The 22,420-nt window shown below is 60.4% G+C and carries 20 protein-coding genes; 12 read left to right on the top strand and 8 right to left on the bottom strand.

Going from position 1 to position 22,420, the window contains the following annotated elements; translation table 11 throughout:
- Positions 1–72: 72 nt before the first annotated feature.
- The gene (locus tag ACR0MO_RS07325) at positions 73–1,215 is read right to left on the bottom strand and encodes a mandelate racemase/muconate lactonizing enzyme family protein (protein ID WP_480890457.1); all 1,143 of its coding nucleotides are present in this window, start codon (positions 1,213–1,215) and stop codon (positions 73–75) included.
- 154 nt (positions 1,216–1,369) lie between these two features.
- Here ACR0MO_RS07325 and ACR0MO_RS07320 point away from each other — a divergent pair, with 154 nt between their 5' ends.
- The gene (locus ACR0MO_RS07320; RefSeq protein ID WP_480890454.1) at positions 1,370–2,734 is read left to right on the top strand and encodes an FAD-dependent oxidoreductase; all 1,365 of its coding nucleotides are present in this window, start codon (positions 1,370–1,372) and stop codon (positions 2,732–2,734) included.
- A 91-nt stretch (positions 2,735–2,825) separates the two neighbouring features.
- Here ACR0MO_RS07320 and ACR0MO_RS07315 read toward each other — a convergent pair whose 3' ends face one another.
- Both ACR0MO_RS07315 and ACR0MO_RS07310 read right to left on the bottom strand, forming a co-directional pair.
- Complete coding sequence (locus ACR0MO_RS07315; protein ID WP_170622551.1) at positions 2,826–3,473, bottom strand: GntR family transcriptional regulator; 648 nt, start codon at positions 3,471–3,473, stop codon at positions 2,826–2,828.
- Positions 3,474–3,562: 89 nt separating this feature from the next.
- Positions 3,563–4,444, bottom strand: a complete 882-nt coding sequence (locus ACR0MO_RS07310) for a LysR family transcriptional regulator (protein ID WP_170630591.1) — start codon at positions 4,442–4,444, stop codon at positions 3,563–3,565.
- A gap of 106 nt (positions 4,445–4,550) precedes the next feature.
- On the opposite strand from ACR0MO_RS07310, the gene ACR0MO_RS07305 reads away from it, so the two are divergent.
- The 6 genes from ACR0MO_RS07305 to ACR0MO_RS07280 all read left to right on the top strand — a co-directional run bounded on the left by ACR0MO_RS07305 (position 4,551) and on the right by ACR0MO_RS07280 (position 10,557).
- Positions 4,551–5,306, top strand: coding sequence for a class II aldolase and adducin N-terminal domain-containing protein (locus tag ACR0MO_RS07305; RefSeq protein WP_480890452.1), 756 nt, complete (start codon positions 4,551–4,553; stop codon positions 5,304–5,306).
- A 4-nt stretch (positions 5,307–5,310) separates the two neighbouring features.
- Positions 5,311–6,339, top strand: a complete 1,029-nt coding sequence (locus ACR0MO_RS07300) for a fatty acid desaturase (protein ID WP_480890449.1) — start codon at positions 5,311–5,313, stop codon at positions 6,337–6,339.
- Complete coding sequence (locus ACR0MO_RS07295; protein ID WP_170622555.1) at positions 6,340–7,188, top strand: 3-methyl-2-oxobutanoate hydroxymethyltransferase; 849 nt, start codon at positions 6,340–6,342, stop codon at positions 7,186–7,188.
- The gene (locus ACR0MO_RS07290; RefSeq protein WP_480890446.1) at positions 7,185–8,486 is read left to right on the top strand and encodes a M24 family metallopeptidase; all 1,302 of its coding nucleotides are present in this window, start codon (positions 7,185–7,187) and stop codon (positions 8,484–8,486) included. Before ACR0MO_RS07295 ends, ACR0MO_RS07290 begins: the two co-directional genes overlap by 4 nt.
- Before the next feature lie 4 nt (positions 8,487–8,490).
- Positions 8,491–8,802: a non-heme iron oxygenase ferredoxin subunit gene (locus ACR0MO_RS07285; RefSeq protein WP_480584181.1), complete on the top strand. Its 312-nt coding sequence runs from the start codon at positions 8,491–8,493 to the stop codon at positions 8,800–8,802.
- A gap of 84 nt (positions 8,803–8,886) precedes the next feature.
- Complete coding sequence (locus tag ACR0MO_RS07280) at positions 8,887–10,557, top strand: BCCT family transporter (protein ID WP_480873386.1); 1,671 nt, start codon at positions 8,887–8,889, stop codon at positions 10,555–10,557.
- Between the two features lie 123 nt (positions 10,558–10,680).
- Here the strand turns inward: ACR0MO_RS07280 and ACR0MO_RS07275 are convergent, their stop codons facing one another.
- A complete protein-coding gene (locus ACR0MO_RS07275) occupies positions 10,681–11,553 on the bottom strand; it encodes a LysR substrate-binding domain-containing protein (RefSeq protein ID WP_170622558.1) in 873 nt (290 codons plus the stop codon).
- A 106-nt stretch (positions 11,554–11,659) separates the two neighbouring features.
- On the opposite strand from ACR0MO_RS07275, the gene ACR0MO_RS07270 reads away from it, so the two are divergent.
- The 3 genes from ACR0MO_RS07270 to ACR0MO_RS07260 all read left to right on the top strand — a co-directional run bounded on the left by ACR0MO_RS07270 (position 11,660) and on the right by ACR0MO_RS07260 (position 15,428).
- On the top strand, positions 11,660–13,210 hold the full coding sequence (locus tag ACR0MO_RS07270) for a trimethylamine methyltransferase family protein (protein WP_480890443.1): 1,551 nt from the start codon (positions 11,660–11,662) through the stop codon (positions 13,208–13,210).
- A 12-nt stretch (positions 13,211–13,222) separates the two neighbouring features.
- Positions 13,223–14,314: an aminomethyl transferase family protein gene (locus ACR0MO_RS07265; RefSeq protein WP_480890440.1), complete on the top strand. Its 1,092-nt coding sequence runs from the start codon at positions 13,223–13,225 to the stop codon at positions 14,312–14,314.
- A 109-nt stretch (positions 14,315–14,423) separates the two neighbouring features.
- Entirely contained in the window at positions 14,424–15,428 is a 1,005-nt protein-coding gene (locus ACR0MO_RS07260; protein WP_480890437.1) for a carbohydrate kinase family protein, read from the top strand.
- A 37-nt stretch (positions 15,429–15,465) separates the two neighbouring features.
- Here the strand turns inward: ACR0MO_RS07260 and ACR0MO_RS07255 are convergent, their stop codons facing one another.
- Positions 15,466–16,647: an aromatic ring-hydroxylating oxygenase subunit alpha gene (locus ACR0MO_RS07255; RefSeq protein ID WP_170622562.1), complete on the bottom strand. Its 1,182-nt coding sequence runs from the start codon at positions 16,645–16,647 to the stop codon at positions 15,466–15,468.
- 59 nt (positions 16,648–16,706) lie between these two features.
- On the opposite strand from ACR0MO_RS07255, the gene ACR0MO_RS07250 reads away from it, so the two are divergent.
- Positions 16,707–17,330 (top strand): cupin domain-containing protein, encoded by a 624-nt coding sequence (locus ACR0MO_RS07250; protein WP_480890434.1) that lies wholly within the window; start codon positions 16,707–16,709, stop codon positions 17,328–17,330.
- 3 nt (positions 17,331–17,333) lie between these two features.
- Positions 17,334–19,730 carry an FAD-dependent oxidoreductase gene (locus tag ACR0MO_RS07245; protein ID WP_480890431.1) on the top strand — a complete coding sequence of 799 codons (2,397 nt, stop codon included), beginning with the start codon at positions 17,334–17,336 and terminating at the stop codon, positions 19,728–19,730.
- An 18-nt stretch (positions 19,731–19,748) separates the two neighbouring features.
- Here ACR0MO_RS07245 and ACR0MO_RS07240 read toward each other — a convergent pair whose 3' ends face one another.
- From ACR0MO_RS07240 to ACR0MO_RS07230, 3 genes are all read right to left on the bottom strand, one after another.
- Complete coding sequence (locus tag ACR0MO_RS07240; RefSeq protein WP_480890429.1) at positions 19,749–19,952, bottom strand: hypothetical protein; 204 nt, start codon at positions 19,950–19,952, stop codon at positions 19,749–19,751.
- A 67-nt stretch (positions 19,953–20,019) separates the two neighbouring features.
- Positions 20,020–21,363 carry an MmgE/PrpD family protein gene (locus tag ACR0MO_RS07235; protein WP_480890426.1) on the bottom strand — a complete coding sequence of 448 codons (1,344 nt, stop codon included), beginning with the start codon at positions 21,361–21,363 and terminating at the stop codon, positions 20,020–20,022.
- 38 nt (positions 21,364–21,401) lie between these two features.
- The gene (locus ACR0MO_RS07230) at positions 21,402–22,322 is read right to left on the bottom strand and encodes a LysR family transcriptional regulator (RefSeq protein WP_480707885.1); all 921 of its coding nucleotides are present in this window, start codon (positions 22,320–22,322) and stop codon (positions 21,402–21,404) included.
- Positions 22,323–22,420: the final 98 nt, after the last annotated feature.

Here is a 22,420-nt window from a genome sequence, read left to right as displayed (position 1 = left end):
CCGCTGGATGGTTTTTGGGACCGGCTTGCCGCAATGGGTTTCGCAGCAAGCCGACGTCTCGGTTGCTAACGCTCAGCTATGGACCTCGATCTTGCAGATCGACATCTCTTCGACCTCATCCCAGTCGATCTCAAGACCCAGCCCGGCACCGCCTGAGGCGTTGATATAGCCGTCAGCGTCAACCTCGATCCGGCCAAGCGCGTCGACCTGAAAGTCGGCATAGGGCACCGGCATTTCGAAATAGTCGCAATTGTCATAGGCCAGCATCAGGTGCAGGTTCGCCGCCATCGACAGGGCACAGCCCCAGCTTTGGAACTCGACGTTGAAGTTGTTGGCCTCGGCCAGTGCCATGACCTTGCGCGACGGCGTGATGCCGCCTGCGGTGGTGGCGTCGATGCGCACCCCGTCCCAACAATCGTGCCGCATGGCGTGGGCGATGTTCGGCAGGTCGACGATGGTGTTGCCGCCCGGCAGGATCGGCAGTTCGGTGCGGCGGCGCAGCTCGCGATAGCCGTCCAGATCGTGATCGGGGAAGGGCGCTTCGAGCCAGACATAGCCCATTTCATGCATCGCCCGGGCCACTTTCAGCGCGCCCTTGTGGCTGTAATAGGCGTCGGCGTCGAACATGAAATCCAGCCCCTTGTCGCCATGGGCGGCATGGACCGCGCGCATCATGTCGATATCGGCGTTGGGCTCGCATTTATAGTGGAATTTGAACGCGCCAAAACCCTGTTCGCGCAGCTCGTCAATCAGATCCACATAAGGCTCGGGCCCGTCGAAAACCTGGGTCGAGGCATAGGCCTTGACCCGGTCGCGCGCGCCGCCGAGGAACATATACAGCGGCATGTCCGCCCGTTTCGCGGCCAGATCCCACATGGCCATGTCCAGCCCGGCGATCGAGGTGTTGGGGATCGACAGGCGGCGCAGCTGCATCCATTTCCAGATATCCTCGCGGCGCAGCGCTGCACGGCCCAGCAGCCCTTTGAGCAGCGGGCGCATCCCTTCGGCCACGGCGCGGTCGAAATCATGTTCGGTGCAGGAAAACACACCGCCCGCACCCTCATACCCGTCCGAGGTGGTGATTCTGGCGATTGTATTGGTCGTCAGCAGCGCGGGTATGGTCGGCGACCATGAGAATTTGGGGATTCCGGTCTTGACCACATAGACCTGGATTCTTTCGATCTTACCAAAACGATCTTCTGTCATTTCAGCCATTTGCGCGCCCTCGGATGCGGGGGTTGAGGTTGAATTGCGTTCCTACGCTCTACTCAACTATGTCAAAGACTATTGACGATCAATAGATATATCAGTTAATGCGCCAAAAATCGATCACCGCCCAAATGGCAGTCAGTTGTAGAGGAGACCGCAGATGGCCAGCTTTGAATCGCAGTGGCAGAGCACCTATAAGGACAGCGCGGACAGCACTCTTCCCGTGTTCGCCGATGTCGATGTTGTTGTCGTCGGCGGTGGGGCCGCCGGTGTTGCGGCGGCTGAAACGCTGGGGCGCAAGGGGCGCTCGGTTCTGGTGATCGAACGCTATGGGTTCTGTGGCGGCGGGGCCGTGGCGGGCCTGTCCGGCACGATCTGCGGCATGTTCCAGTCGACCGAGAACGAAAAGGCTGCGCCCGAGCAGGTGGTCTTTGGATGGGCCGAGAAATTCCGCGCCGCGCTGGAAAGCCGCAATGGCGTCAGCGGGCCGCAGCGCTATGGCAAGACCTTCACCGTCACCCACGACCCGCTGGTCTGGCGCGAGGTTGCCGACGGTTTCCTGCGCGAGGCGGGCGTTCAGATCCTGTATCACTCGCAGGTCGTCGGCGTGCTGATGGAAGGCGACGCGTTTGGCGGCGTCATCGTGAACTCGAAATCCGGGCTGACGCAGGTGCGGGCCAAGCGGATCATCGACGCGTCGGGGGATGGTGACGTGATCCACCGTGCCGGTTTTGCCACCACCAAGGGCAACAACGGCGCAATCCAGAACCCGACCATGATCTTCCGCATGGGCGGCATCGACGTGGATCGGTTCTGTGATTACTGGGGCGAGGATACGATCAGCCCGCAAAAGGTGATCGACAAGCTGATCGCCGCCGACAACGAAGGCCGTCGCCTGCCGCGCAAGAAGATCTGGATTTTCCCGACCACCCGCCCGGGCGAGCTGATGATCAACGCCACCCGCATTCTGGGCTTTGACGGGCGCGATCTGGATGTGACCAACCCGGTTGACCATTCCGAGGGCGAGTTGGTCGCCCGCCTGCAGGTGCGCGAATACGCGAACTTCCTGCGTCAGCACATTCCGGGCTGCGAAGAGGGCTATGTCAACGACACCGGGGTCGAGATCGGCATCCGCCAGACCCGCACCGTGACCGGCATCGCCACCCTGACCAATGACGATGTGCTGGGCCGGGGCAAATCGCCCGACGCCATCGCCGCCTCACCGTGGCCGATCGAGCTGCATTCCGGCACCAAGCCCAAGGTCGAGTGGCTGTTCGATGACACCTACGAAATCCCCTATGGCACGCTGGTGCCGGTGCAGGGCGAAAACATCATCGTCGCGGGCCGCTGCCTGTCGGCCGAGCATGAGGCGCTGGCCTCGGCCCGGGTGACCGCGCAGTGCTTTGGCTATGGCCACGCTGCCGCGCTGGCGACCGATCTGTCGATCAACGAAGGCATCGCCATCCGCGACATCAAGGGTGCCGATATCCGCACCCTTCTGAACCAAGAGGGCGCGCGCCTGTAACCGCGCCTTCGGTGCCGTCTCGGAATGCGCCTTGGGGCCGTCGTTTGGCGCCAAAGCATTCTGGACGGCGGCTGACCAAGGCGTACCGCGATCAGCCCATGGCAGGGCGCAAGTCGATGGTCGCCCTGGCAAATTCTTCAAGGTAATCGATCAGCGCATGTGACGCAGCGCAGGCCGCCGCCCGGTCGCCAGAGCTGACGGCGCGCAAAATCGCGGCGTGCAGACCGGCGGCCTTCTGATAATCGTCAAAGGTCGCGTTGAAGAACCAAAACCGTCGCGACAGGCCCTGAACCGGGCGCATCGCGCGGATCAGATAGGGGTTTTCGGCTGCATCCGTCAGTGCTTCATGCGCCGTGCGCAGGGTTTTCAGGAAATCGGTCCGGTTTTCCACATTTTGCGCCATGCGGGGCAGGTCGTCGGCCAGCGCGGCCAGTTCCTTGCGCTGATGGTCCGAGGCGTTGTCACAGGCGGATTCGACACAGATTGCCTCGACCGCGCGGCGGACCTTCAGCAGTTTGAGCTGATCGCCCGCGCTGATCTGCGGAACCTGAATGCCGCGGCGCGACTGAACCTCGAGCATACCTTCATGTGCCAGCTTCTGCAGCGCCTCGCGGACCGGAGTGCGCCCAAGGTTCAACATCTCGCCCAATTCGCGTTCGGTATACAGGCCGCCGGGGGTTAGCTGGCCGATAACCACCATCGCCTCCAGCGCTTCATACGCCTTTTCCGTATCTGTCACACCAAACTCCGATCAATTCATATATCAGGGTCAGCCCTTATTATGCCAAGCCGTCCTCTTCTGCCAGTTCAGAGTCCCAAGGCGTGCAATCATGGCTTTTCGGTTTCCTCGCGCAGCCAGTTCAGGAACGTCTCGCGCGCTGGGGTCATCGCATGCGGGGACGGAGGGAGAAGGTAATACCCTTCGACCTGTTTGACCGACGCCTCGAAAGGCCGGACCAACTGCCCCTTTGCCAGCAGATCGGACACCAACGTATCATGGGCCATCGCCATCCCGGCATTGTTGAGCGCCGCCGTGATCGAAATCACGTAGGTCGAGGCCAGATTGACATTTCCGGATCTGCTGAACGGGATGTTGCTGGCCTTGCTCCAGGCATCCCATGTTCCGGTTGTTCCGGCACAATCGAACAGAACCGCCGTATTCAGGTCTATGTTCCCGCCTTGATAGCCGGGTGTGCAGACCGGAAAGAAATTGTCGGTGGACAAGCGTTCGGCGGACTCGAGCATTTCCTCGGGCCGTCCAAACCGGATTTCCATCGCCGCCTGTGATGCGTGACGCTCGGGGTCCCAGATCGGGGTCACAATATCGAGAACAAGCCACGGATAGCGCGCATAAAGCCGGTGCAGGCGCGGGGTCAGCCAGAAGACGGAAAACGCCATGTTGCATTGCACGCGCACGATCTCGCCGCTGGGAGAGCCGGTAAAGGCACGGGTCCCGCTGGCGATCAGGGCAAAGGCCTCGCGAATGCTGGGCAGATAGTTCGCGCCATCCTCGGTCAGCTCTAACACTCTGGTTTTGCGGATAAATAAGTCCCGGCCCAGATAAGCTTCGAGGTTTCGCACATGCTGGCTGACCGCTGATTGCGTCAGCCCAAGTTCATTGGCCGCGCGGGTGAAGTTCAGATGACGGGCGCTTTCTTCAAAGGCGCGCAGCCATGTCAACGGGGGAAGGCCCGAGGCCGGGTCGATCATTCGCGATCACTCCATTAATTTTTCTAATAGTATAGCCAAAGATTCATCATTTGTCACCAAAGCCCATCCTGAGGCATCTCTTTTTGAATTCAGGAGGAGAGGGCCAATGCTGCAAACCGCGCATAGCGAAAACCTATCACACTGGGCGGAACGGGCGGATCTGGCGGCAACGTTCCGCTGGACGGCGCGGCTGAACATGCATGAGGCGGTCGCCAACCATTTTTCCCTGGCGGTCAATGAGGACGGAACCCAGTTTCTGATGAACCCCAATCAGATGCATTTCAGCCGCATCCGGGCGTCGGACCTGTTGTTGCTGGATGCGAACGACCCCGAAACGCTGGACCGTCCAGGCGCCCCGGACCCGACAGCGTGGGGGCTGCATGGCTCGGTTCATCGCGGCTGCCCGCATCACCGCTGTTTGATGCATGTGCATTCGATCTATTCCACCGTTCTGGCCTGTCTGGCCGACAGCACCCTGCCGCCGATCGACCAGAACACCGCGACCTTCCTCAACCGCTATGTGGTCGATGAGCATTTCGGCGGGCTGGCTTTCGACGACGAAGGCGCGCGCTGCGCCGCCGCCCTGCAGGACCCGAAGAAAAAGGTCATGATCATGGGCAACCACGGCGTTCTGGTCATGGGCGACAGCGTCGCGGACACGTTCAACCGTCTCTATTACTTCGAGCGCGCCGCCGAGACCTATGTCCGCGCGCTGCAATGCAACGTGCCGCTGCGCGTCCTGTCGGACGAGATCGCCGAGAAAACCGCACAGGAACTGGAAGACTATCCCGGTCAGGCTGAACGCCATCTGGCCGAACTGAAAGCCATTCTGGACCACGAAAACGACGACTACGCGAGCTGAGATCATGCCAGACTACGTCCCAACGAATGCGGCTTCTTCCGGCGTCAAGCTGGACAAGAAGACCCTGAAATCCATCGCTGCCCGGTCTGATCGTCCGGGTCTGATCTATCTGGCCAAATGGGCGGTGGCTCTTGGCCTGACCGGTGTGCTGGTCTGGCTGAGCCTCGGGACGCAGTGGATGTGGCCCGCCGTGTTCGTGCATGGCATCGTGCTGACCGTGCCCGCCTATTCCTTCAGCCACGAGGCGGCGCATGGCACCGCCTTCCGCACCCGCTGGCTGAACGAGACCGTGCTGTGGGTCACTTCGCTGCTGTACATGGAAGAGCCGCTGCACCGGCGTTACACCCACACCAACCACCACACGCATACATGGCATGTGGGCAAAGACAGCCAGATGCCGTTCGACACCCCGATGGGGTTCGGCGGCTGGATGACCGAGATCACCGGCTTTGGTCTGCTGCGCTTTCACATGCAGGTGTTCTGGCATCTGGCCATCGGTCACTACACCGACACCATGAAAATGGTAACGCCCGAGAACGAGTTCGCGAAGATGACCCGCAACGCGCGGATCATGCTGGCGATCTATGCGCTGATCGCGGTGGCTCCCTTCGTTGGCATCTGGTGGCCCGTCTGGTTCATCGTGATCCCACGTATCATGGGCGCACCCGTCATGCTGCTGTTCACTCTGATCCAGCACGTGGAATTGCAGGAAAACTCGCCCTCGATCCTGGACAGCACCCGGTCGTTCCGCGGGCACTGGCTGGCGAACTTCCTCTACATGAACATGAACAACCACGTCGAACATCACCTCTATCCGCAGGTGCCGTTCCACGCCCTGCCCAAGCTGGCCGAGGCGGTGCAGGACCAACTGCCCGAACCCGATCCCGGTTTCCTGCGCACCAATTGGGAGGTCTTCGTGGTCACGCTGCGCCGTTCGCTGGGCCTGTCGACCAAGGCGGGTTCCATCCGGCAGGCCCCTCATATGATCACCAGCGGCGGGCCGATCGAGCGTGTCGCGGAAAGGACAATGTAAATGAAGCGCATCTACGATTTCAGTCGTAACCCTGCGGTCCGCAACTATACGGTTGCGGACCTCAAGGCACTCAAGGGGTCGGGCAAAAAGCTGTCGATGGCGAACCCGGCGGACCGGGACCAGATCACCGCCTGTGTCGAGGCGGGGATTGACCTGTTCGTGGTCGGCACCGATCAGATGGAAGATGTGCGCGAACTGGCCCCGGCGCATTTCACCGGCGCGGGCTCAAGCTGGGCGCAGTTCGGATCAGATGATGAGATCGTCGCCCACGCTTATGAGGCGATGCGGCGCGGGGCGGATATGTACTATACCCTGCGGTCCTTCGACGTGATGGAGCGTATGGCCAGCGACGGCATCCCGGTGCAAAGCCATATCGGCCTGATCCCCACCTTCAGCCACCATTGCGGCGGCCTGCGCGCCTTTGGCCGCAAAGCGGATGAGGCGATACAGGTCTGGAACACGCTGAAACGCATGGAAGATGTCGGCGTCTTCGCGGTCGAGGTCGAATGTCTGGCCGAAGAAGTGCTGGAAGCGGTGAACGACAAAACCTCGGTCGTCACCTTCTCGCTGGGCTCCGGCATGGCGGGCGACGCGATCTTTTCCTTTGTGGCGGATATCTGTGGCGAGGCCAGCGAAGAGGACAAGCCGCCGAAACACGCCTATGCCTTTGGACAGGTGGGCCGTCTGCACAAGCAGATCCACGAAGAACGCGTGGCCGCCTTGGGTGAATACCACCGCGAAGTCACGGCGGGCAACTTCCCCTATCCGCAAACCAACATCTCAATGCATGCGGGCGAGAAAGAGAAATTCCTCGAAGCCCTCGATAAATGGACGCCGACCCATCAATGAACGACGCCACCGACTATAGCCAGGCCTTCGCCGCCAAGCCCCAGCCGCTGACGCTTGAACAAGCCGCCTGGATCACCCCCCCGATGCAGGCCGTCGATACCGAAGGGATGATCGACGTGCCCCGGATGCGCCGGTATCGCCAGAACCGGCTGCGCGAACAGATCAGGGCGCAAGGCCTTGATGCGATCATTCTGGTCGAGCCGCTGTCGATCCGCTACGCCACCGGCGTGCGCAATTGTACCCTGTTCCAGATGCATATTCAGGCCGGGTATCTGTTCATGCCCGCCGAGGGGCCGGTGGTGTATTTCGACTCGGAACCGGGTCGGAATACAGGCAGCACGCTGGAGACCATCGACGAGATCCGGGACGATCTGCTGCCGCTTTCCTATATGTTCGCAGGTCCGCGCCATGACGAATGGACGCGCAAATGGGCCGATCAGATGGATGATCTGATCCAGAAACATTGCGGCCCGGGCAAACGGAAAATCTCCATCGAACGCGCCGGTTTCCATGCCGAGCAGGCGCTGGTCGACAAGGGCCACACTGTGTCGGATGTTGCCCCGGTTCTGGCCCATGCCCGCAAGATCAAATCGCCCGAGGAAATTCTGGCGATGAACCTGACCATTGCGGTGGCCGAGGATGGCATGACCCGGATGCGCGACAACCTGCGTAACGGCGTGATGGAGCAGGAACTGTGGGCACATATGTGGTCGGCCCTGATCGAGGGTGGCGGTGAATGGCTGGATTACCGCCTGCTGGCCTCGGGCGAGCGGACGAACCCGTGGCAGCAAGAGGCATCATCGCGCATGATCCGCGCCGGTGATCTGGTGGTGTTCGATTGCGGCATGGTCGGGCCGTTCAGCTATGGCGCCGATATTTCACGCGCCTTCCGCTGCGGGCCGGGTCGGTCGTCTGACTATCAGAAAAGCCTGTATACCATGGCCCATACCGAGGTGATGGAAAACACCAAGCTGGTTCAAAGCGGTGCGGCCTATTCCGACATCGCGCTGAACCGCCACCTGCCGCCTGCGGGCTTTGGCGATCAGCCTTACCCCTGCATGATGCACGGGCTGGGCATGGCCGATGAATGGCCGGTGATCCTGCATTCCCCCGACCACCCGGAATTCTATGACGGCGAGCTTGAGCCCGGCATGGTGATCTGCGTCGAAAGCTATATCGGCGAGGTTGGCGGGGTCGAGGGCGTGAAGCTCGAAGACATGGTGCTGGTCACGGAAAGCGGTCCAATCACCCTGTCGCGGTATCCCTTTGAAGAAGAACTGATGACGAAAGAGGTCTAGGCACATGAGCAACTGGATTGAAGCGTGCAGCACCGATGACATCGACGAGGAAGACCTGATCCGCTGGGATCACGGCGGTCAGACCTATGCGATCTACAACACCGAAAAAGGCTTCTTTGCCACCGATGGCCACTGCACCCACGAAGAACAGCACCTTGAGGACGGTCTGGTCATCGACTGCGTGATCGAGTGCCCGCTGCATGGCGGACGGTTCGACATCTGCACCGGCAAGGCGCTGTCCGCGCCCTGTACCGAGGACCTGAAAACCTATCCCGTCAAAATCGAAAACGGTCACGTTTTTGTGCAGCTCGGATGACGCGCGCGGCTGATGACCTGTCGCTTCCATGCGGCGGGCCCATCAGCCAGCAACTAAGAAAACTAAGTCTACAGGAGGAGAAATATGAAACCACCCCTAATGGATCTGCCCATTAAGGTCGCAGATAGCGGCTTTTATCGAGGGTTTACAAAGGACGTAACCGTCTCGGCCAAATTGATCGTGGGCATCATTATCATCTGGGCCGTGGCCTTCCCTGATAATGCTGCTGCCTTTCTTGGCGGGATAAACTCGTTCATTCTGTCCACGTTCAACTACTGGTACGTCTACGCCATGGCGTTCTACGTGCTGACCTGTCTGGCGCTGGCGGTCTGGCCCGCATCGGGACGGCTGAAACTGGGCCTGGACGATGACAAGCCCGAGTTTTCGAACTTCTCATGGTTTTCGATGATGTTCGGTGCCGGGATCGGTATCGGGATGCTGACCTTTGCAACAGCCGAGCCCATCTACCACTTCAAATCCAACCCCTCGACCATCATGGGTCTGACCGAGGGCGAAACGCTGGGCAACGTCCGTGACGCCTATATCTGGTCATTTACCCATTGGGGCGTGGCGGCCTGGGCCTCTTACGCGGTTGTGGGTCTGTCGCTGGGCTATTTCTCGTACCGTCGTGGCTTGCCGCTGACCATTCGGTCGGGTCTGACCCCGATTTTCGGCAAGGCGCTGTCCGGCCCGCTGGGCCACCTGGTTGACGTTGTGGCGGTTGTCGCAACCATTCTGGGTATGGCGCAAACGCTGGGCTTTGGCGTCGATCAGTTCGTGTCCGGCCTGTACCGGATCGGCTTTGGCGAATGGCTTTACACCGTGGATGCCGAAGGAACGCGCACCGTGTCCAAGGCGGCGATCATCTTCTCGCTGTTCGTGATCATGGGCGCCTCGACCCTGTCGGCGCTGTCCGGTGTGGGCAAAGGCATCAAGTGGCTGTCGAACCTGAACATGGGCCTCAGCTTCTTCCTGCTGGCCTTCTTCCTGATCTTCGGCTCGACCTTCTTTGGTCTGCAGGCGCTGGTTGTCGGGATTTTCGACTATATCACCAACCTGCCATGGATCCTGTTCAACGTCTGGAGCAGCGATGGCGTCGAAGGCTCGGTGGCCGATCAGCTGGCCAGCTGGCAGGGTGGTTGGAACATCTTCTACTGGGCGTGGTGGATCGCATTCGCGCCGTTTGTGGGTCTGTTCCTTGCCCGCGTCTCGCGTGGTCGCACCGTGCGTGAATACGTGATCGGCGCGATGTTCATCCCCGGCCTGATGTGCTTTGTCTGGTTCTCGATGGTTGGCGGTACCGCCATTGATCTGGAACTGAACGGCGACGCCAACCGCGCCATTCTGGATGCCGGTCAGGCGGATCAGCTGTTCGCCATGCTGGGCGTGATGCTGAGCGAAGGTATGGCCTGGGTCATGTCCCTGGTCGTCATGGTCCTGCTGCTGACCTATCTGGTCACTACGGCGGACTCGGGCGTTCTGATCATCAACACGATCAACGCAGCCGGTGACGAAGGCCCGAAAGCCCGCCCGCATATCCTGTTCTGGGGTGTTGCCATGGCGCTGGTTGTCGGCGGTCTGATCATCGCGGGCGGCTTGTCGGCGATCCAGACGGCCATGGTGATCGGAGCACTTCCGTTCAGCCTTGTGATGGTTCTGATGGGCATCTCGGTCCTGAAGGCGATCTACAAGGACGGCAAACGCCAGGCCGCGGGTGTGAAAAGCACCGTAAACGACGAAGTTGCCGCCGAATAACGCGGCATAAAGATATGGGCCGCCGGTTTCGGCGGCCCATTTTTCCCGGCTAAAGGGCGGCAATAGTCCGAACCTTTGGTGCCAGAGAATGGCCTTCTCATCCCAGCCAGTGCAAACGCCCCCTCAGGTCTGACCCTGCAACCAATCGGAAAACAGCCGCGCCGTTTCGGTCTCAACAACGTGATGCGGTCTGAACAGGAAATAGCCGTAGTCGGACAGCACAATATCTGACAGCCGGGCCAATCTGCCAGTGCCCAATTCGTCGCTGACAAGATCATCCATCAAGGCGATGCCCTGACCGTCGATCACAGCCTGCGCCCGCACGTTCGGGTCCGGCACGATCAGCGCGTCCCGCCGGGTTTGCAGGGGCAGGCCCGCCAGGGTCAACCACTCGGACCAGGCGTTGCTGTCGTCGCGATCCCGCAGCAGTGTCAAACGCGAGATTGCGTTCCCGATGCCCAGTTGAGCGACCAGTTGCGCGGCTTCCGCATTGCCAACTGGGAACGATCGGATGGGCATGAAAGGCGTGACCACGCCGTCCTGCCAGTTTCCGTTGCCCCAGCGAATGGCCAGATCGACATCCTGCAACTCTTGCCCCGAGAACTGCACCATGGGTTGAATTCGCAGCTGGACGTCCTGATGGCTTTGCATGAAGGACATCAGCCGGGGCGACAGCCAGCGTGCCGCGAAATAGGTCGAAACGCCCACAGTCAGGGTTTTCGATGTTGTGCCCTTCAGGGCAAGCAATCCGGCCTCGATCCCCTCGTAATGCGTCTGACAGGCGGCCAGGACCTTTAGCCCTTCGCCGGTCAAAACCACCCCGCGCGGCGTGCGCCGAAACAAGGCCATGCCCAGATCACCTTCCAGCGTTTTGATCTGATAGCTGATGGCCCCCTTGGTCATGTTGAGCGCCTCGGCGGCGTCAGAGAAACTTGGGTAGCGGGCTATTTCGACAAACTGCCTGAGAAGATCGTGATGACGGAACAGGGTGCGCATAGTTTTTCGTACAAAATTCTTGAACGCATGGGAAAGAAAAACTCGATTTTCAAAGCCTGATCGCCATGCATAGCTGGTTCTGTTCTTACTGGTCGGAGGGATGTCGTTGGGCAGGTTGAACCCATCGGGTTTGTCAGGCGATCGCGGCAGGATGCGTCGCGGGCGTCTGTCGCGCCATAGCGCGCCGCCCCAGGTTCAGCCGTTTCAGGGACGCAAGATTCCGCCATACGCATTGCTGAACGAAGCCGCGCTTGCCCGGATCGAGGATCAGGCAGACTGGATTCTGGACAGGATCGGGGTCGAGTTTCGCGGCGACCAGACGGCGCTGACCTACTTCTCCGAGGCGGGCGCCCGGGTGGAAGGTGAGCGGGTGCGGTTCGAGCCGGGTCATGCGCGCGCGCTGTGTGCCACCGCCCCCGAAGAATTCCTGCTACATGGCCGCGACCCAAAGCACACCGTCACATTGGGCGGTGACAATGTGGTGCTGATGCCCGGCTATGGCTCACCTTTCGTCAGCCATCTGGCGGGCGGCCGGCGCTATGCCACGCTGCAGGATTTCCGGAACTTCGTGAAGCTTGCCTATGGCTCTCAGGCTTTGCACCATTCCGGCGGGACAGTGGTCGAGCCGACGGATGTGCCAGTCAACAAGCGCCATCTGGACATGATGCTGGCGCATCTGACCCTTTCGACCAAACCGTTCATGGGGTCAGTCACCGCACCAGAGCGCGCCCAGGACAGTATCGAAATGGCGCGGCTGGTCTTTGGGCGCGACATGATGGATCGCCATGCGGTGATGCAGGCCAATATCAACGTGAACTCGCCGCTGATCTACGATCACACCATGTCCGGCGCGTTGCGCGTCTATGCCGAGGCGAACCAGTGCGTCTGTGTTTCACCAGCGATCTTCGCCGGAGCCATGGGGCCGCTTTCCCCCGCGGCTGTGGCGGCGCAAACTTTGGCCGAGGCGATGGTGGGGATTGCGCTGGCGCAGCTTGTCCGGCCCGGTTGCCCGGTGGTGTTCGGCTCGTTTCACTCGACAATGAACCTGCGCAGCGGTGCGCTGACCTTCGGGTCGCCCGAGGCCAACATGACCACCATGGCGCTTGGCCAGCTGGGCCGCAGGCTTGGCGTGCCCGTGCGGTCCGGCGGCGGTCAGATCACGGCCTCAAACGCACCGGACGGGCAGGCGATGCAGGACAGTGTTGGCGCGATGTGGGCGACGCTGTTGTCGGGGGCGCATCAGGTCTGGCACGCGGCGGGCTGGCTCGAAGGTGGGCTGGTGATGTCCTATGAGAAATTCATCATGGATCTCGACCACTGCGGCGCGATGCTGAAACTGTTGCAGGGGTTTGATACCGATGACGAGGCATTTGGCCGCGATGCCTATTTCGAGACCGGGCCGGGCAAAAACTTCCTGTCGACCAGTCACACGCTGCGCCACTACACCTCGGCCAATTACGAGCCGCAGATCGCGGATGCGGGCCCGTACGAGACCTGGATCGAGAACGGTGCGTTGACGGCGGATCAGCGCGCCTCGGCCCGCTGGCGGCAGATGCTGGACGACTACCAACACCCTGAAATGAAACCCGGTATTCGCGCCGCGCTTGAGGCGTTCGTTTCCGAACGCAAGGCGGCAATGCCGGATGAATGGCACTAGAAAGGACCGAAAATGACCGAAGAGCTCAGCCGAACATCTGCCCTGGCATCCCGACACAGGGCGCTTGGGTCGGGGTTGGAGGATTGGAACGGCATGGGCACCGCCTGGACCTATGACACCGACCCCAATGATGAACATGACGCGGTACGGGAACGGGCAGGCATGTTTGACATGTCGCCGCTGAAAAAGGTTTTTGTGCGCGGCCCCGATGCGCAGGCGGCGCTGGATCATCTGACTACGCGCGATCTATCAAAACTTGCACCGGGCAAGGCGGCCTATCTGTGCGTGCTGACCGATCAGGGCGGGATCGCGGACGACGCGATCGTGTCGAACAATGGCGGGGACGAATGGATGATCGTGCATGGCTCGGGCGACACGATGGCCTTGCTTGAGGCGTCGGCCAAGGGGCGCGACGTCGAGGTCGAGTTTACCGACGATCTGCATGACCTGTCGGTGCAGGGTCCGACCGCGCTGGAGATTCTGAACGCCCATACGGATATTGACCTGACCGGGTTGGCCTATTTCGAACACGCCACCGCAAATCTGTTTGGCCATCCCTGCCGGATCTCGCGCACCGGATATTCCGGCGAACGCGGGTACGAGGTTTTTGCGGATGGCGCAGTGATTGGGGACATCTGGGACAAACTGGTCGATGCGGGCGTGATGCCCTGTTCCTTCACTGCGCTGGACAAGGTTCGGATCGAGGCCGGTCTGCTGTTTTACGGCTACGACATGACCGAAGAAAACACGCCGTGGGAAGTTGGGTTGGGGTTTACGATCAGCACAACCAAAGGCGACTTTCGGGGTAGGGCGGCCGTGTTGGCGGCCAGGGGGAACGAAAAGGTCTGCAGTGTTTGCCTCGATATCGACCACCCGGACATGGTTGCGGGCGGTGAAACACTGTTTCTGAACGGCGAGGATGTGGGTGTAATCAACAGCCCGTGTTTCTCGCATCGGATGGGAAAATCACTTGCGTTGGCGCATGTCAGGCCGGGCCTTGCGATTGGCACCAAACTCGAAGTGACGGGCGACGGTTTGAAGACATCGGCCTTGCTGGTGTCCAGCCCGGTCTATGATCCCGACAAGACCCGAACCCATGGTTAGAACCGCCATCCAACAACGGCATCAGGCGACAGAAGCCACTTGAAAGGCATGATCTGGGCAAAGATCGGGTAATGTTGCCGTCAGAACCCGGTTCCATCAGGTGGTTTTCATGCCCAAGCACGTCCAAAAGAAGGTTGAAAGACAAGGCGTTGCCTGTGCGGGCAACTGGATCCTGGACACGGTTCACACAATTTCGCATTGGCCCGAGAAATCGGACCTTGCGCGCATTGAAGCGCAGCATGTGGGCCTTGGAGGCGGTCCGGCAAATGTCGCGTTGGGTTTGAAGGCGATGAAGGTGTCTTACCCGATTTGGCCAATCGGTCTTATAGGCGCCGGAGCGTTGGGAGACGAAGTCCTGCGCCTGTGTAAAGAGGCAAGGTTGCCATTGGACGGGTTGCAGCGAACGGCGCAAGCGGCCACGTCCCAAACCCACGTGATGAACGTTCCGGGCGATAGCCGGACCTTCTTTCACTATCCGGGAGCCAACAGCCATCTGGATGCATCATCGATCAATATCGACCACCTGTCAGAGTCTGGCGTCAAGCTGCTGTATCTTGGCTACCTGACCTTGCTTGATCAGTTGGACGTCATTTTGCCCGGTGGCGAAACCGTTGCGGCACAGGTTTTGTCAAAGTCTCGGGCAAAGGGCATTCAAACCTGCGTTGACCTCGTGTCGTTCAAGTCGGACAGGTTCAGGGATGTGGTCGAAGCCACGCTGCCCTCGATTGATGTTCTGTTTGCCAATGAACAAGAGGCCGAGCAGGCGACCGGAGTGGCTGTGGCCGGTTCCGCCGATGCCATGATGCAGGCTGCCCGCGCTTTGAAGGCGGGCGGTGTGAAAAAGGCCGTTGTTCTGCATTCTCCAGAACAGGTCGTTTGGTGTGGCAATGACGCAGAGTATTCGATTGAACCGGACCCCATTCCTGTGGACCAGATCATCAGCCCGGTCGGCGCGGGGGATGCCTTTGCCGCCGGTGTCATTCATGGTCTGCACGAGGATTGGCCCATTCAAAGCAGCCTTAGGTTCGGGATGCGCGCGGCGGTGGCGTGCCTGTCAGGCTATACGGCAACCGAAGGTCTGACCGATCTTGTTGCGCCGACAAACCCGCCATAAGGGCGACAAGTGACTTTTGCCCGGCAGCGACGGCGGCTCAGGTCAAAATCCGCTCGACCACCCGGCGGCCGAAATCATGGGTTGGTCCTTCCCAATGCGGGCTGAGGCGTCCTCCGTCGTAAACCGGGGACAGGCGGCCCTGTTGCAACAGTTCCAGCATGCCCAGATCTTCGCGGTTCAGATCGTCCCACATCTGCATCAGTTCGGCCCGCGCCTCGGCATGGTCGTCCGAGGTGGCGGCATCGCCGATCAGAAAGACATGCAGTTCTTCGCGGGTTTTGTTCGGGGCAATCGGATAGCTGACCAGCACGGTGAATTGATCGGGGAAGACTTCGGCGGCGAAATGCGGGAAGCACAGGAACCAGAGGCCCCGTTTGGCATCCTGGTCCGACAGGCCGGAGTAGTGGGGCAGGCGGTCGCCTCGGCCTTCGCCCAGTTCCGGGAAGATATAGTCGTTATAGAACACATGCCGGTCCCATTCGCCGGACCAGCGCACGTTCATCGGCGCGAATTTCAGCAGCTTGGGATGCACGGAGAAGACGTGATAGCCCTCCATGTAGTTTTCATAAACCAGCTTCCAGTTGGCCTCGACCTCGAAATCGATCTTGCCCGCCCAGCGGATCGACGTGAAGTCATATCCCAGCGTCCGTTCAAGCATCGGTGCCAGCCACTCCTGCAGCGGTTCGGCATCGCCCGAGACGTTGACGAAGATGCAACCGTTCCAGACCTCGGACCGCACCGGCACCAGATCCAGCTTGTCGCCGCCACCATCCTTGAACCGGTCGGTCACGTCAGGCCCGCTGAAGTGCGGCCGCGCCCGCAGCTTGCCGTTCAGCCCGTAGACCCATGCGTGATAGGGGCAGGTCAGGGTTGATCTCTTACAAGGTTCCGTCACCAGTTTCAGCCCGCGATGGCGGCAGACATTGTGCAGCGCCCGAATTTCCCCATCCTGATCGCGCAGAATGATCAGCGGGGCACCTCCGATTTCCAACGGTTTCATGTCGCCGGGTTCGGGCAATTCGGTCGCCGCACCCGCAAACACCCAGGACCGGCGAAAACAGTGCTCTTTCTCAAGCGCCAGCCATTCGTCAGACCAATAGGCGGCATTGGGCAGCCCGCTGGCCTCTTCGATCGGGGCAAAGGTCTGGGCAAAACCTTCGGGGCCAAGCAGCTCCTTGACCTTTTGCAAAACTGGCGTGTCCGGGAATTGTCCGTCCATCTGTTGCTCCATTCAGAAAAATCTTGCGGGCTTAGGAAAATTATGCACGGTAAATTTTCATGAACGTCAAGAAAAATCATCAAACAAGTTCTCGAGACTCGCTTGGCAAACTGGGCGAAGACCTGCGCGCGTTGCGCAAGGCGCAGAAGATGACGCTGACCGATCTGGCCGAGGTGTCGGGGCGATCGGTATCCTTCCTGTCCAAGATTGAACGCGGTCTGGCCCGCCCTTCGGTTACTGCGCTGCAGGAAATTGCCGAGGCGCTTGGCGTTCCGGTGGGCTGGTTTTTCGAAACCGACATGCCCACCCCCGCCGAGGAACGCCCCTATATCGTGCGCGCTGACCGGCGGCGAAAGCTGACATACTCGGGCCTGTCGGGCACGGATTACATGGGGTTCGAAGACCATCTTTTGTCGGCCAGTCTGGACCGGCAACTGGCGATGGGTATTTCCACCTACGAACCCGGCGGCAGTACTGGCGATGACCTTTATACCCACGAAGGCGAAGAGGCCGGGATGGTTCTGAAGGGCGAGATCGAAGTGACGCTGGACGATCAGGTGTTTCACCTGAAAACCGGCGACAGTTTCAGCTTTTCCGCCGACATTCCACACAGGTATCGCAATCCCGGCAAGGTCGAGGCCCAGATCGTCTGGGCCAACACGCCGGTCACACTGAAAAGATAGGCAATGACGGAACACGCGCGCGTAGTTGTGATCGGCGGCGGCAATATGGGTGCGGGTGTGCTGTATCACCTGGCCCATATGGGCTGGACCGATTGTATCCTGATCGAGAAATCCGAACTGACCAGCGGCGCGACCTGGCACGCTGCCGGTCTGGTCAGCCGTATGGTCGGCGGGCAGGCGCTGGGGTCGATCCATGACTATGGCGTGGACCTGTATAAACGGATCGAGCGTGAGACCGAGGTCGGCGTCAGTTGGCACAATTGCGGCTCGTTGCGGGTGGCGACTAGCCCCGCGCATATGGACTGGATCAACCACATCCGCGACGCGGTGCTGGCGCGCGGGCAAGAGGCTCATATCATCGACGCGGCCGAGGTGGCGCGGCTGAACCCGCTATATGACGTCGAGGCGGCTGGCGTTCTGGGCGCGATCCACACGCCGGATGACGGCCATGTTGATCCCTCGGGCACCTGTCAGGCCATGGCCAAGGGTGCACGGCAGTTGGGGGCGCAGGTGCGGCGCAATTGCCGGGTAACGGGCCTGACGCAGCTGCCCTCGGGCGAATGGCAGGTCAAGACCGAGCAGGGCACGATCATCGCCCAGCATGTGGTCAATGCCGCCGGGTATCACGCCCGGCAGGTGGGGGCGATGGTCGGGCTGGACCTGCCGATCACCACCATGCTGCACCATTACGTCGTGACCGACGCGGTGCCCGAATTTGCGGCGATGGCGCATGAGATCCCTGTCACCCGTGACGACTATTTCTGCGGCTATATTCGGCGCGAACAGGGGTCTGCTCTGATCGGTCTCTATGACAAACAGGACCCGCAATCGGTCTGGCCCGATGGCTGCCCCTGGGACAGCGAGAACGAGCTGTTCGAGCCCAACTGGGATGGCATCACCCCCTGGCTGGAAAACTGTTTTAAACGTATGCCCGCCCTGATGAATCGCGGGATCAAGCGGGTGGTGAATGGTGGCATCACCTATACGCCTGACGGCGCGATGTTGCTTGGCCCTGCGCCGGGGTTGCGGAATTTCTGGCTGGCGTGTGGGGCTACCGTGGGCATTGCCTGGGGGCCGGGGGCAGGGCGCGCGCTGGCTGAATGGATGATCGAAGGCAGCGCGGGTATTTCGACCCGTGCCTTTGATCCGCGCCGGTTCGGCATCTGGGCGGACGCCGACTATGCCCGCCAGCGCGCGACCGAGGATTACACGCTGCGCCAAGCCATGCCCTATCCGCAGCACCAGCGCCAAACCTGCCGCGACGTGAAACGATCCGGCGCCCATGACCGCAGCGCCGCACTTGGGGCCACGTTCGAAGAGGCAGGAGGTTGGGAACGCCCCCGCCTTTACGCGCCCGAGCCAATGGGCTGGCGACGCACCAGCAGCTTTCAGCAAACCGCTGCGGAATGCCATGCGGTCCGCAACCATGTGGGCCTTGCGGATCTTTCGGCCTTTGCCAAATTCCGGATCGAAGGGCCGGGGGCCGAAGCGTGGCTGAACGCGGTCTGCGCCAACAGGATGCCGCGCGTGGGGCGGACCTGTCTGACACTGCTTCTGAACCGTAAGGGCACAATCGAAGGCGAGGCCACCATCGCCCGCACGGGGCCAGACAGTTTCTATTTTGTCACCGGCGCGCCCTCGGAACGGCGGGTCTGGGATTGGCTGACCCTGCATTGCGGTGTGCCGATGGAGGGCGTGACAATCCGGAACGAGACCGATGCAATCGGTCTCCTGTGCCTCGCCGGTCCCAAAGCGCGTGAGGTTCTGGAAACCGTCACCCCGGACGATGTCAGCAACAAGGCCCTGCCGTGGCTTTCGACCAAACAGATCACCATCGCAGGTATTTCCGTTCACGCCCTGCGGCTCAGCTTTACCGGAGAGCTGGCCTATGAGCTTCACGCCCCCAACGATCAATTGGGTGCGTTGTGGGATGTGCTGTGGAACGCTGGGCAGGCCCACGGCTTGGCCCCGTTCGGAACCCGCGCGCTGGACAGTCTGCGGATCGAGAAATTCTATCGCGGCGGCCACGAACTGGCCAACGATGCCAGTCACAAGGATGTCTGTCAGGAACGGTTTGCGGCCACCGACAAGGATTTCGTGGGCCGCTCGGCCATGCTGGCCCGCCAACCGCAAAGCCGCATCGCCCTGCTGGCGCTTCAGGGTGAACCCACGGATGCGCTGATCGGCGAAGCGGTGTTTCTGAACGGTGAACGGGTCGGCTCGATCACCTCGGCGGCCTATGGGCACAGCGTTGATCAGTCTTTGGCCATTGCCTTCCTGAAAGATCACGCACGCGCCGCCGGGACGTTGGTGCATGTCTCGCTTCTCGAGCGATTGATCGACGCGACCGTTCTGTCCGAGGCCCCATGGGACCGGTGCAACGACAGAGCAAAAGCCTGAAGCTAAGCCTGCGACCTCTTACCTGAACGCGCGTGCGAACTGATCGGTCAGTGGTTTTGTCAGGTAACCCACAGGCGTGCGGTTTTCTGTGATCAGGTAGACCTCGGCCTTCATGCCGGACAAAAAGGACAGGTTGGCGTTGTTCAGTTCCTTGACAGAGTCGCGCGTCAGGCTGACCCATACCGGGTAGCGCGGCTCTTGCTCTAGCGACGGTGCGATCAACCGATATTCAGAGAGGTCGTCGCCTGGTTTGGTTCAGTGGCGTTGCGGGACGCTGAATGACTGTGGTTCAGACAGGCAGGCAACAGAGTTCAAGAAGCCGAGCAAAACGGACGCTGTCCAGACTGTCGAATTGCAACGCCAGCTCTGCCATTTCATCGGCGCGGTCCGATCCGAGGACGGGGTCGGCGAGCAGGTGGAATTTCTCGTGAATTTCGGCGTCGCTTAGCGGCATGTCTGCGTCACCGCGGGGGGTGCGGGGTGCATCGGCGATCTGGCGGCCATCGCTCAGAATAAGAGTCACCTGAGCCCAGCGTTTGTCGGTGCTGATACGCGTCATCTCGGGGTCGTCTATCAGGTGAATGGCGCGGCTGACGCGCAGGATGTCGGGGTCGCGCAATGTGTCTGCGCTTAGCTCTTCAATCCCCAGGCGGCCGCGCACAATCATTGCCGCCACCGGAAAGGCAATTGCATATGCAAATTCGTCCTGATTTGCCGGTTCGTGGCCTGTCAGACGGGTGGCGTAGTGAAAGGTTCGGATTTCTACACGTTCGATTTGCTGGTGGGACAGAGCATGTTCGCGCATCAGGTCCCGAACCGAATCAAGTGAGGGATGGGCCCAACGACAACACGGGTAAGCCTTGTAATGCGTGTGATCGACCAACCGCCAACCGGATCCCAGATCGTTCCAGACGGCGGCGCCGTCATCGCCTTCACAGGTCAGGGCAGGGGCGCCCGTAAAGCCTTCCATGGCCAGATAGGCGGCGGTGACGCCTGATGGTGCCCCCCAGCCGACCCCGTCGCGCAGCATGGTCGGATGATCGATGCAGCGCATCATCTGGCTGCGCGGGCCGTGGTATTCGCCGATGCCTGCGGCGTGACGGATATGCTGCGCATGTCCGCCCAGCAGCTTTGCACCGGCTGCCGCGACGCCAACGGCCGTCCAGGCCCCGGATGTGTGATATTCGGCGCAGGTTGCGTGCTGTACCAGACCGGCGCGATAAGACAGCTCGTACGCAGTCGCCATAAGCGTGGCAAAGTCACGCCCGTCCATCTTTGGCGCACTGGCCTGCGCCATTGCGATCAGCGCCGGGAAGATGGCCGATCCCGCATGGCCCTTGCAGGGTGTAGTGCCATCATGGGCGTCTATACTGTCAATCGTGAAGGCACCGGCCATTGCCGCGCCGACGGGGCTGACAGCGCGCCCGTCCATCAGCAATTGTGCCTGTCCCGCACCGCCCGCCCCGAAAATCAGCGGGGCCACGCGACGCGCGATTCCGGACAGCTCGGTGGTGGCCCCGATGGCCGCGACGCCCATGGTATCAAGAAAGGAGCGGCGCAGAGTCCACAACGCCTGTTCGGGCAAATCCTCATAGCGCAGTCCGGCTGCAAAAGCGTCGAAACTGGGGGTCACGCGTTTATCCTCTGCAATCAGAAGGGCTGTGTTCGCGGCTAACTTTCGTGGGCTTTGCGCAGAATATCCAAAAACAAATTCAACCGACGTCCCTTTGATGCGCTTTTTCGGACAATGGCTGCCATGGTCGACGAAAACTCGGCCTCGGGGCAGTTGATCTGTTTGAGGAAACCGTCCTTCACCAAAGCGCGTGCTTTATGTGTCGGCACGAACCCCAAGTATCGACCGGACAGAACCAGAAGCATCAAAGATTCTTCGTTTTGGACGAATGCGGATTTCCTCAGCATCAACTTTTGGTGAACGGCCATGTTGGGCGAGTTGAAGCTCAGACCGGCATAATTGTATTTGCGCAGCTGGTTCAGGGGGACGATGTCGGACGCGGAATGAAACAGCTCGTGCTCTCGGCCGCAGAACAACCGCATTCTTTCGACATAAAGTTCCGAGTAGGACAGCATCGGCGACTGCCGATGCAAGGGAACGATCCCCAGATTGAAGCGCCCGTTGATGACGCCTTCTTCGATGATGTTCGGCGGCTCCATGGATATGTCCAGTGTCACGCCCGGTGCCTTGTCGATAAATAGTCTGATTGCTTCGTCGAGGTTGGATTCCTCGTTTGAAGTGGAATGATCAAACAAGGCGATCCGCAGTTTTCCGGTCAGTTCCGAGCGCACATCCCCCAGCCCGTTCTGGAACTTGTCGATGGCCAGAAACAGCTCATTCGAGGAGTCCAGGACATACTGGCCGTCCGATGTCAGGGAAAACCCGGCGGCCCCCCGATGGCACAGTTTTGCGCCCAGCCGTGTTTCGAGATCGGCAATATGCTTGCTGATCGTCGACCGGCTGATGTTCAGTTCAAACTCTGCCGCTGTGAACCCACCACACCAAACAACAGTACGGAAGACCTGAAGCAGCCTGATGTCGACATCTGATATGCTAGTAATTGCTTTTTTCTGTGGCACGGGTTACGTGTAGTTTTCTGCACCTTTACGTCGATTACTTTATCTTAGCGTTACAGTCAAAACAACTTAGTGTTCGTGCGAAGTGAGTCTAGTGAGCA

It is taken from the genome of Ruegeria sp. K5, from assembly GCF_056531805.1.
The sequence above is the reverse complement of the archived record's forward strand: the minus strand, read 5'-3'. Positions and strand labels throughout refer to the sequence as shown.

Excerpts from the sequence above, each read along its gene's own strand:
- ACR0MO_RS07325 (WP_480890457.1), bottom strand. The coding sequence starts at position 1,215 with ATGGCTGAAATGACAGAAGATCGTTTTGGTAAGATCGAAAGAATCCAG.
- ACR0MO_RS07290 (WP_480890446.1), top strand. The coding sequence starts at position 7,185 with ATGAACGACGCCACCGACTATAGCCAGGCCTTCGCCGCCAAGCCCCAG.
- ACR0MO_RS07305 (WP_480890452.1), top strand. The coding sequence starts at position 4,551 with ATGCTGCAAACCGCGCATAGCGAAAACCTATCACACTGGGCGGAACGG.
- ACR0MO_RS07260 (WP_480890437.1), top strand. The coding sequence starts at position 14,424 with ATGCCCAAGCACGTCCAAAAGAAGGTTGAAAGACAAGGCGTTGCCTGT.
- ACR0MO_RS07295 (WP_170622555.1), top strand. The coding sequence starts at position 6,340 with ATGAAGCGCATCTACGATTTCAGTCGTAACCCTGCGGTCCGCAACTAT.
- ACR0MO_RS07280 (WP_480873386.1), top strand. The coding sequence starts at position 8,887 with ATGAAACCACCCCTAATGGATCTGCCCATTAAGGTCGCAGATAGCGGC.
- ACR0MO_RS07310 (WP_170630591.1), bottom strand. The coding sequence starts at position 4,444 with ATGATCGACCCGGCCTCGGGCCTTCCCCCGTTGACATGGCTGCGCGCC.
- ACR0MO_RS07285 (WP_480584181.1), top strand. The coding sequence starts at position 8,491 with ATGAGCAACTGGATTGAAGCGTGCAGCACCGATGACATCGACGAGGAA.
- ACR0MO_RS07255 (WP_170622562.1), bottom strand. The coding sequence starts at position 16,647 with ATGGACGGACAATTCCCGGACACGCCAGTTTTGCAAAAGGTCAAGGAG.
- ACR0MO_RS07250 (WP_480890434.1), top strand. The coding sequence starts at position 16,707 with ATGAACGTCAAGAAAAATCATCAAACAAGTTCTCGAGACTCGCTTGGC.
- ACR0MO_RS07245 (WP_480890431.1), top strand. The coding sequence starts at position 17,334 with ATGACGGAACACGCGCGCGTAGTTGTGATCGGCGGCGGCAATATGGGT.
- ACR0MO_RS07300 (WP_480890449.1), top strand. The coding sequence starts at position 5,311 with ATGCCAGACTACGTCCCAACGAATGCGGCTTCTTCCGGCGTCAAGCTG.
- ACR0MO_RS07320 (WP_480890454.1), top strand. The coding sequence starts at position 1,370 with ATGGCCAGCTTTGAATCGCAGTGGCAGAGCACCTATAAGGACAGCGCG.
- ACR0MO_RS07265 (WP_480890440.1), top strand. The coding sequence starts at position 13,223 with ATGACCGAAGAGCTCAGCCGAACATCTGCCCTGGCATCCCGACACAGG.
- ACR0MO_RS07275 (WP_170622558.1), bottom strand. The coding sequence starts at position 11,553 with ATGCGCACCCTGTTCCGTCATCACGATCTTCTCAGGCAGTTTGTCGAA.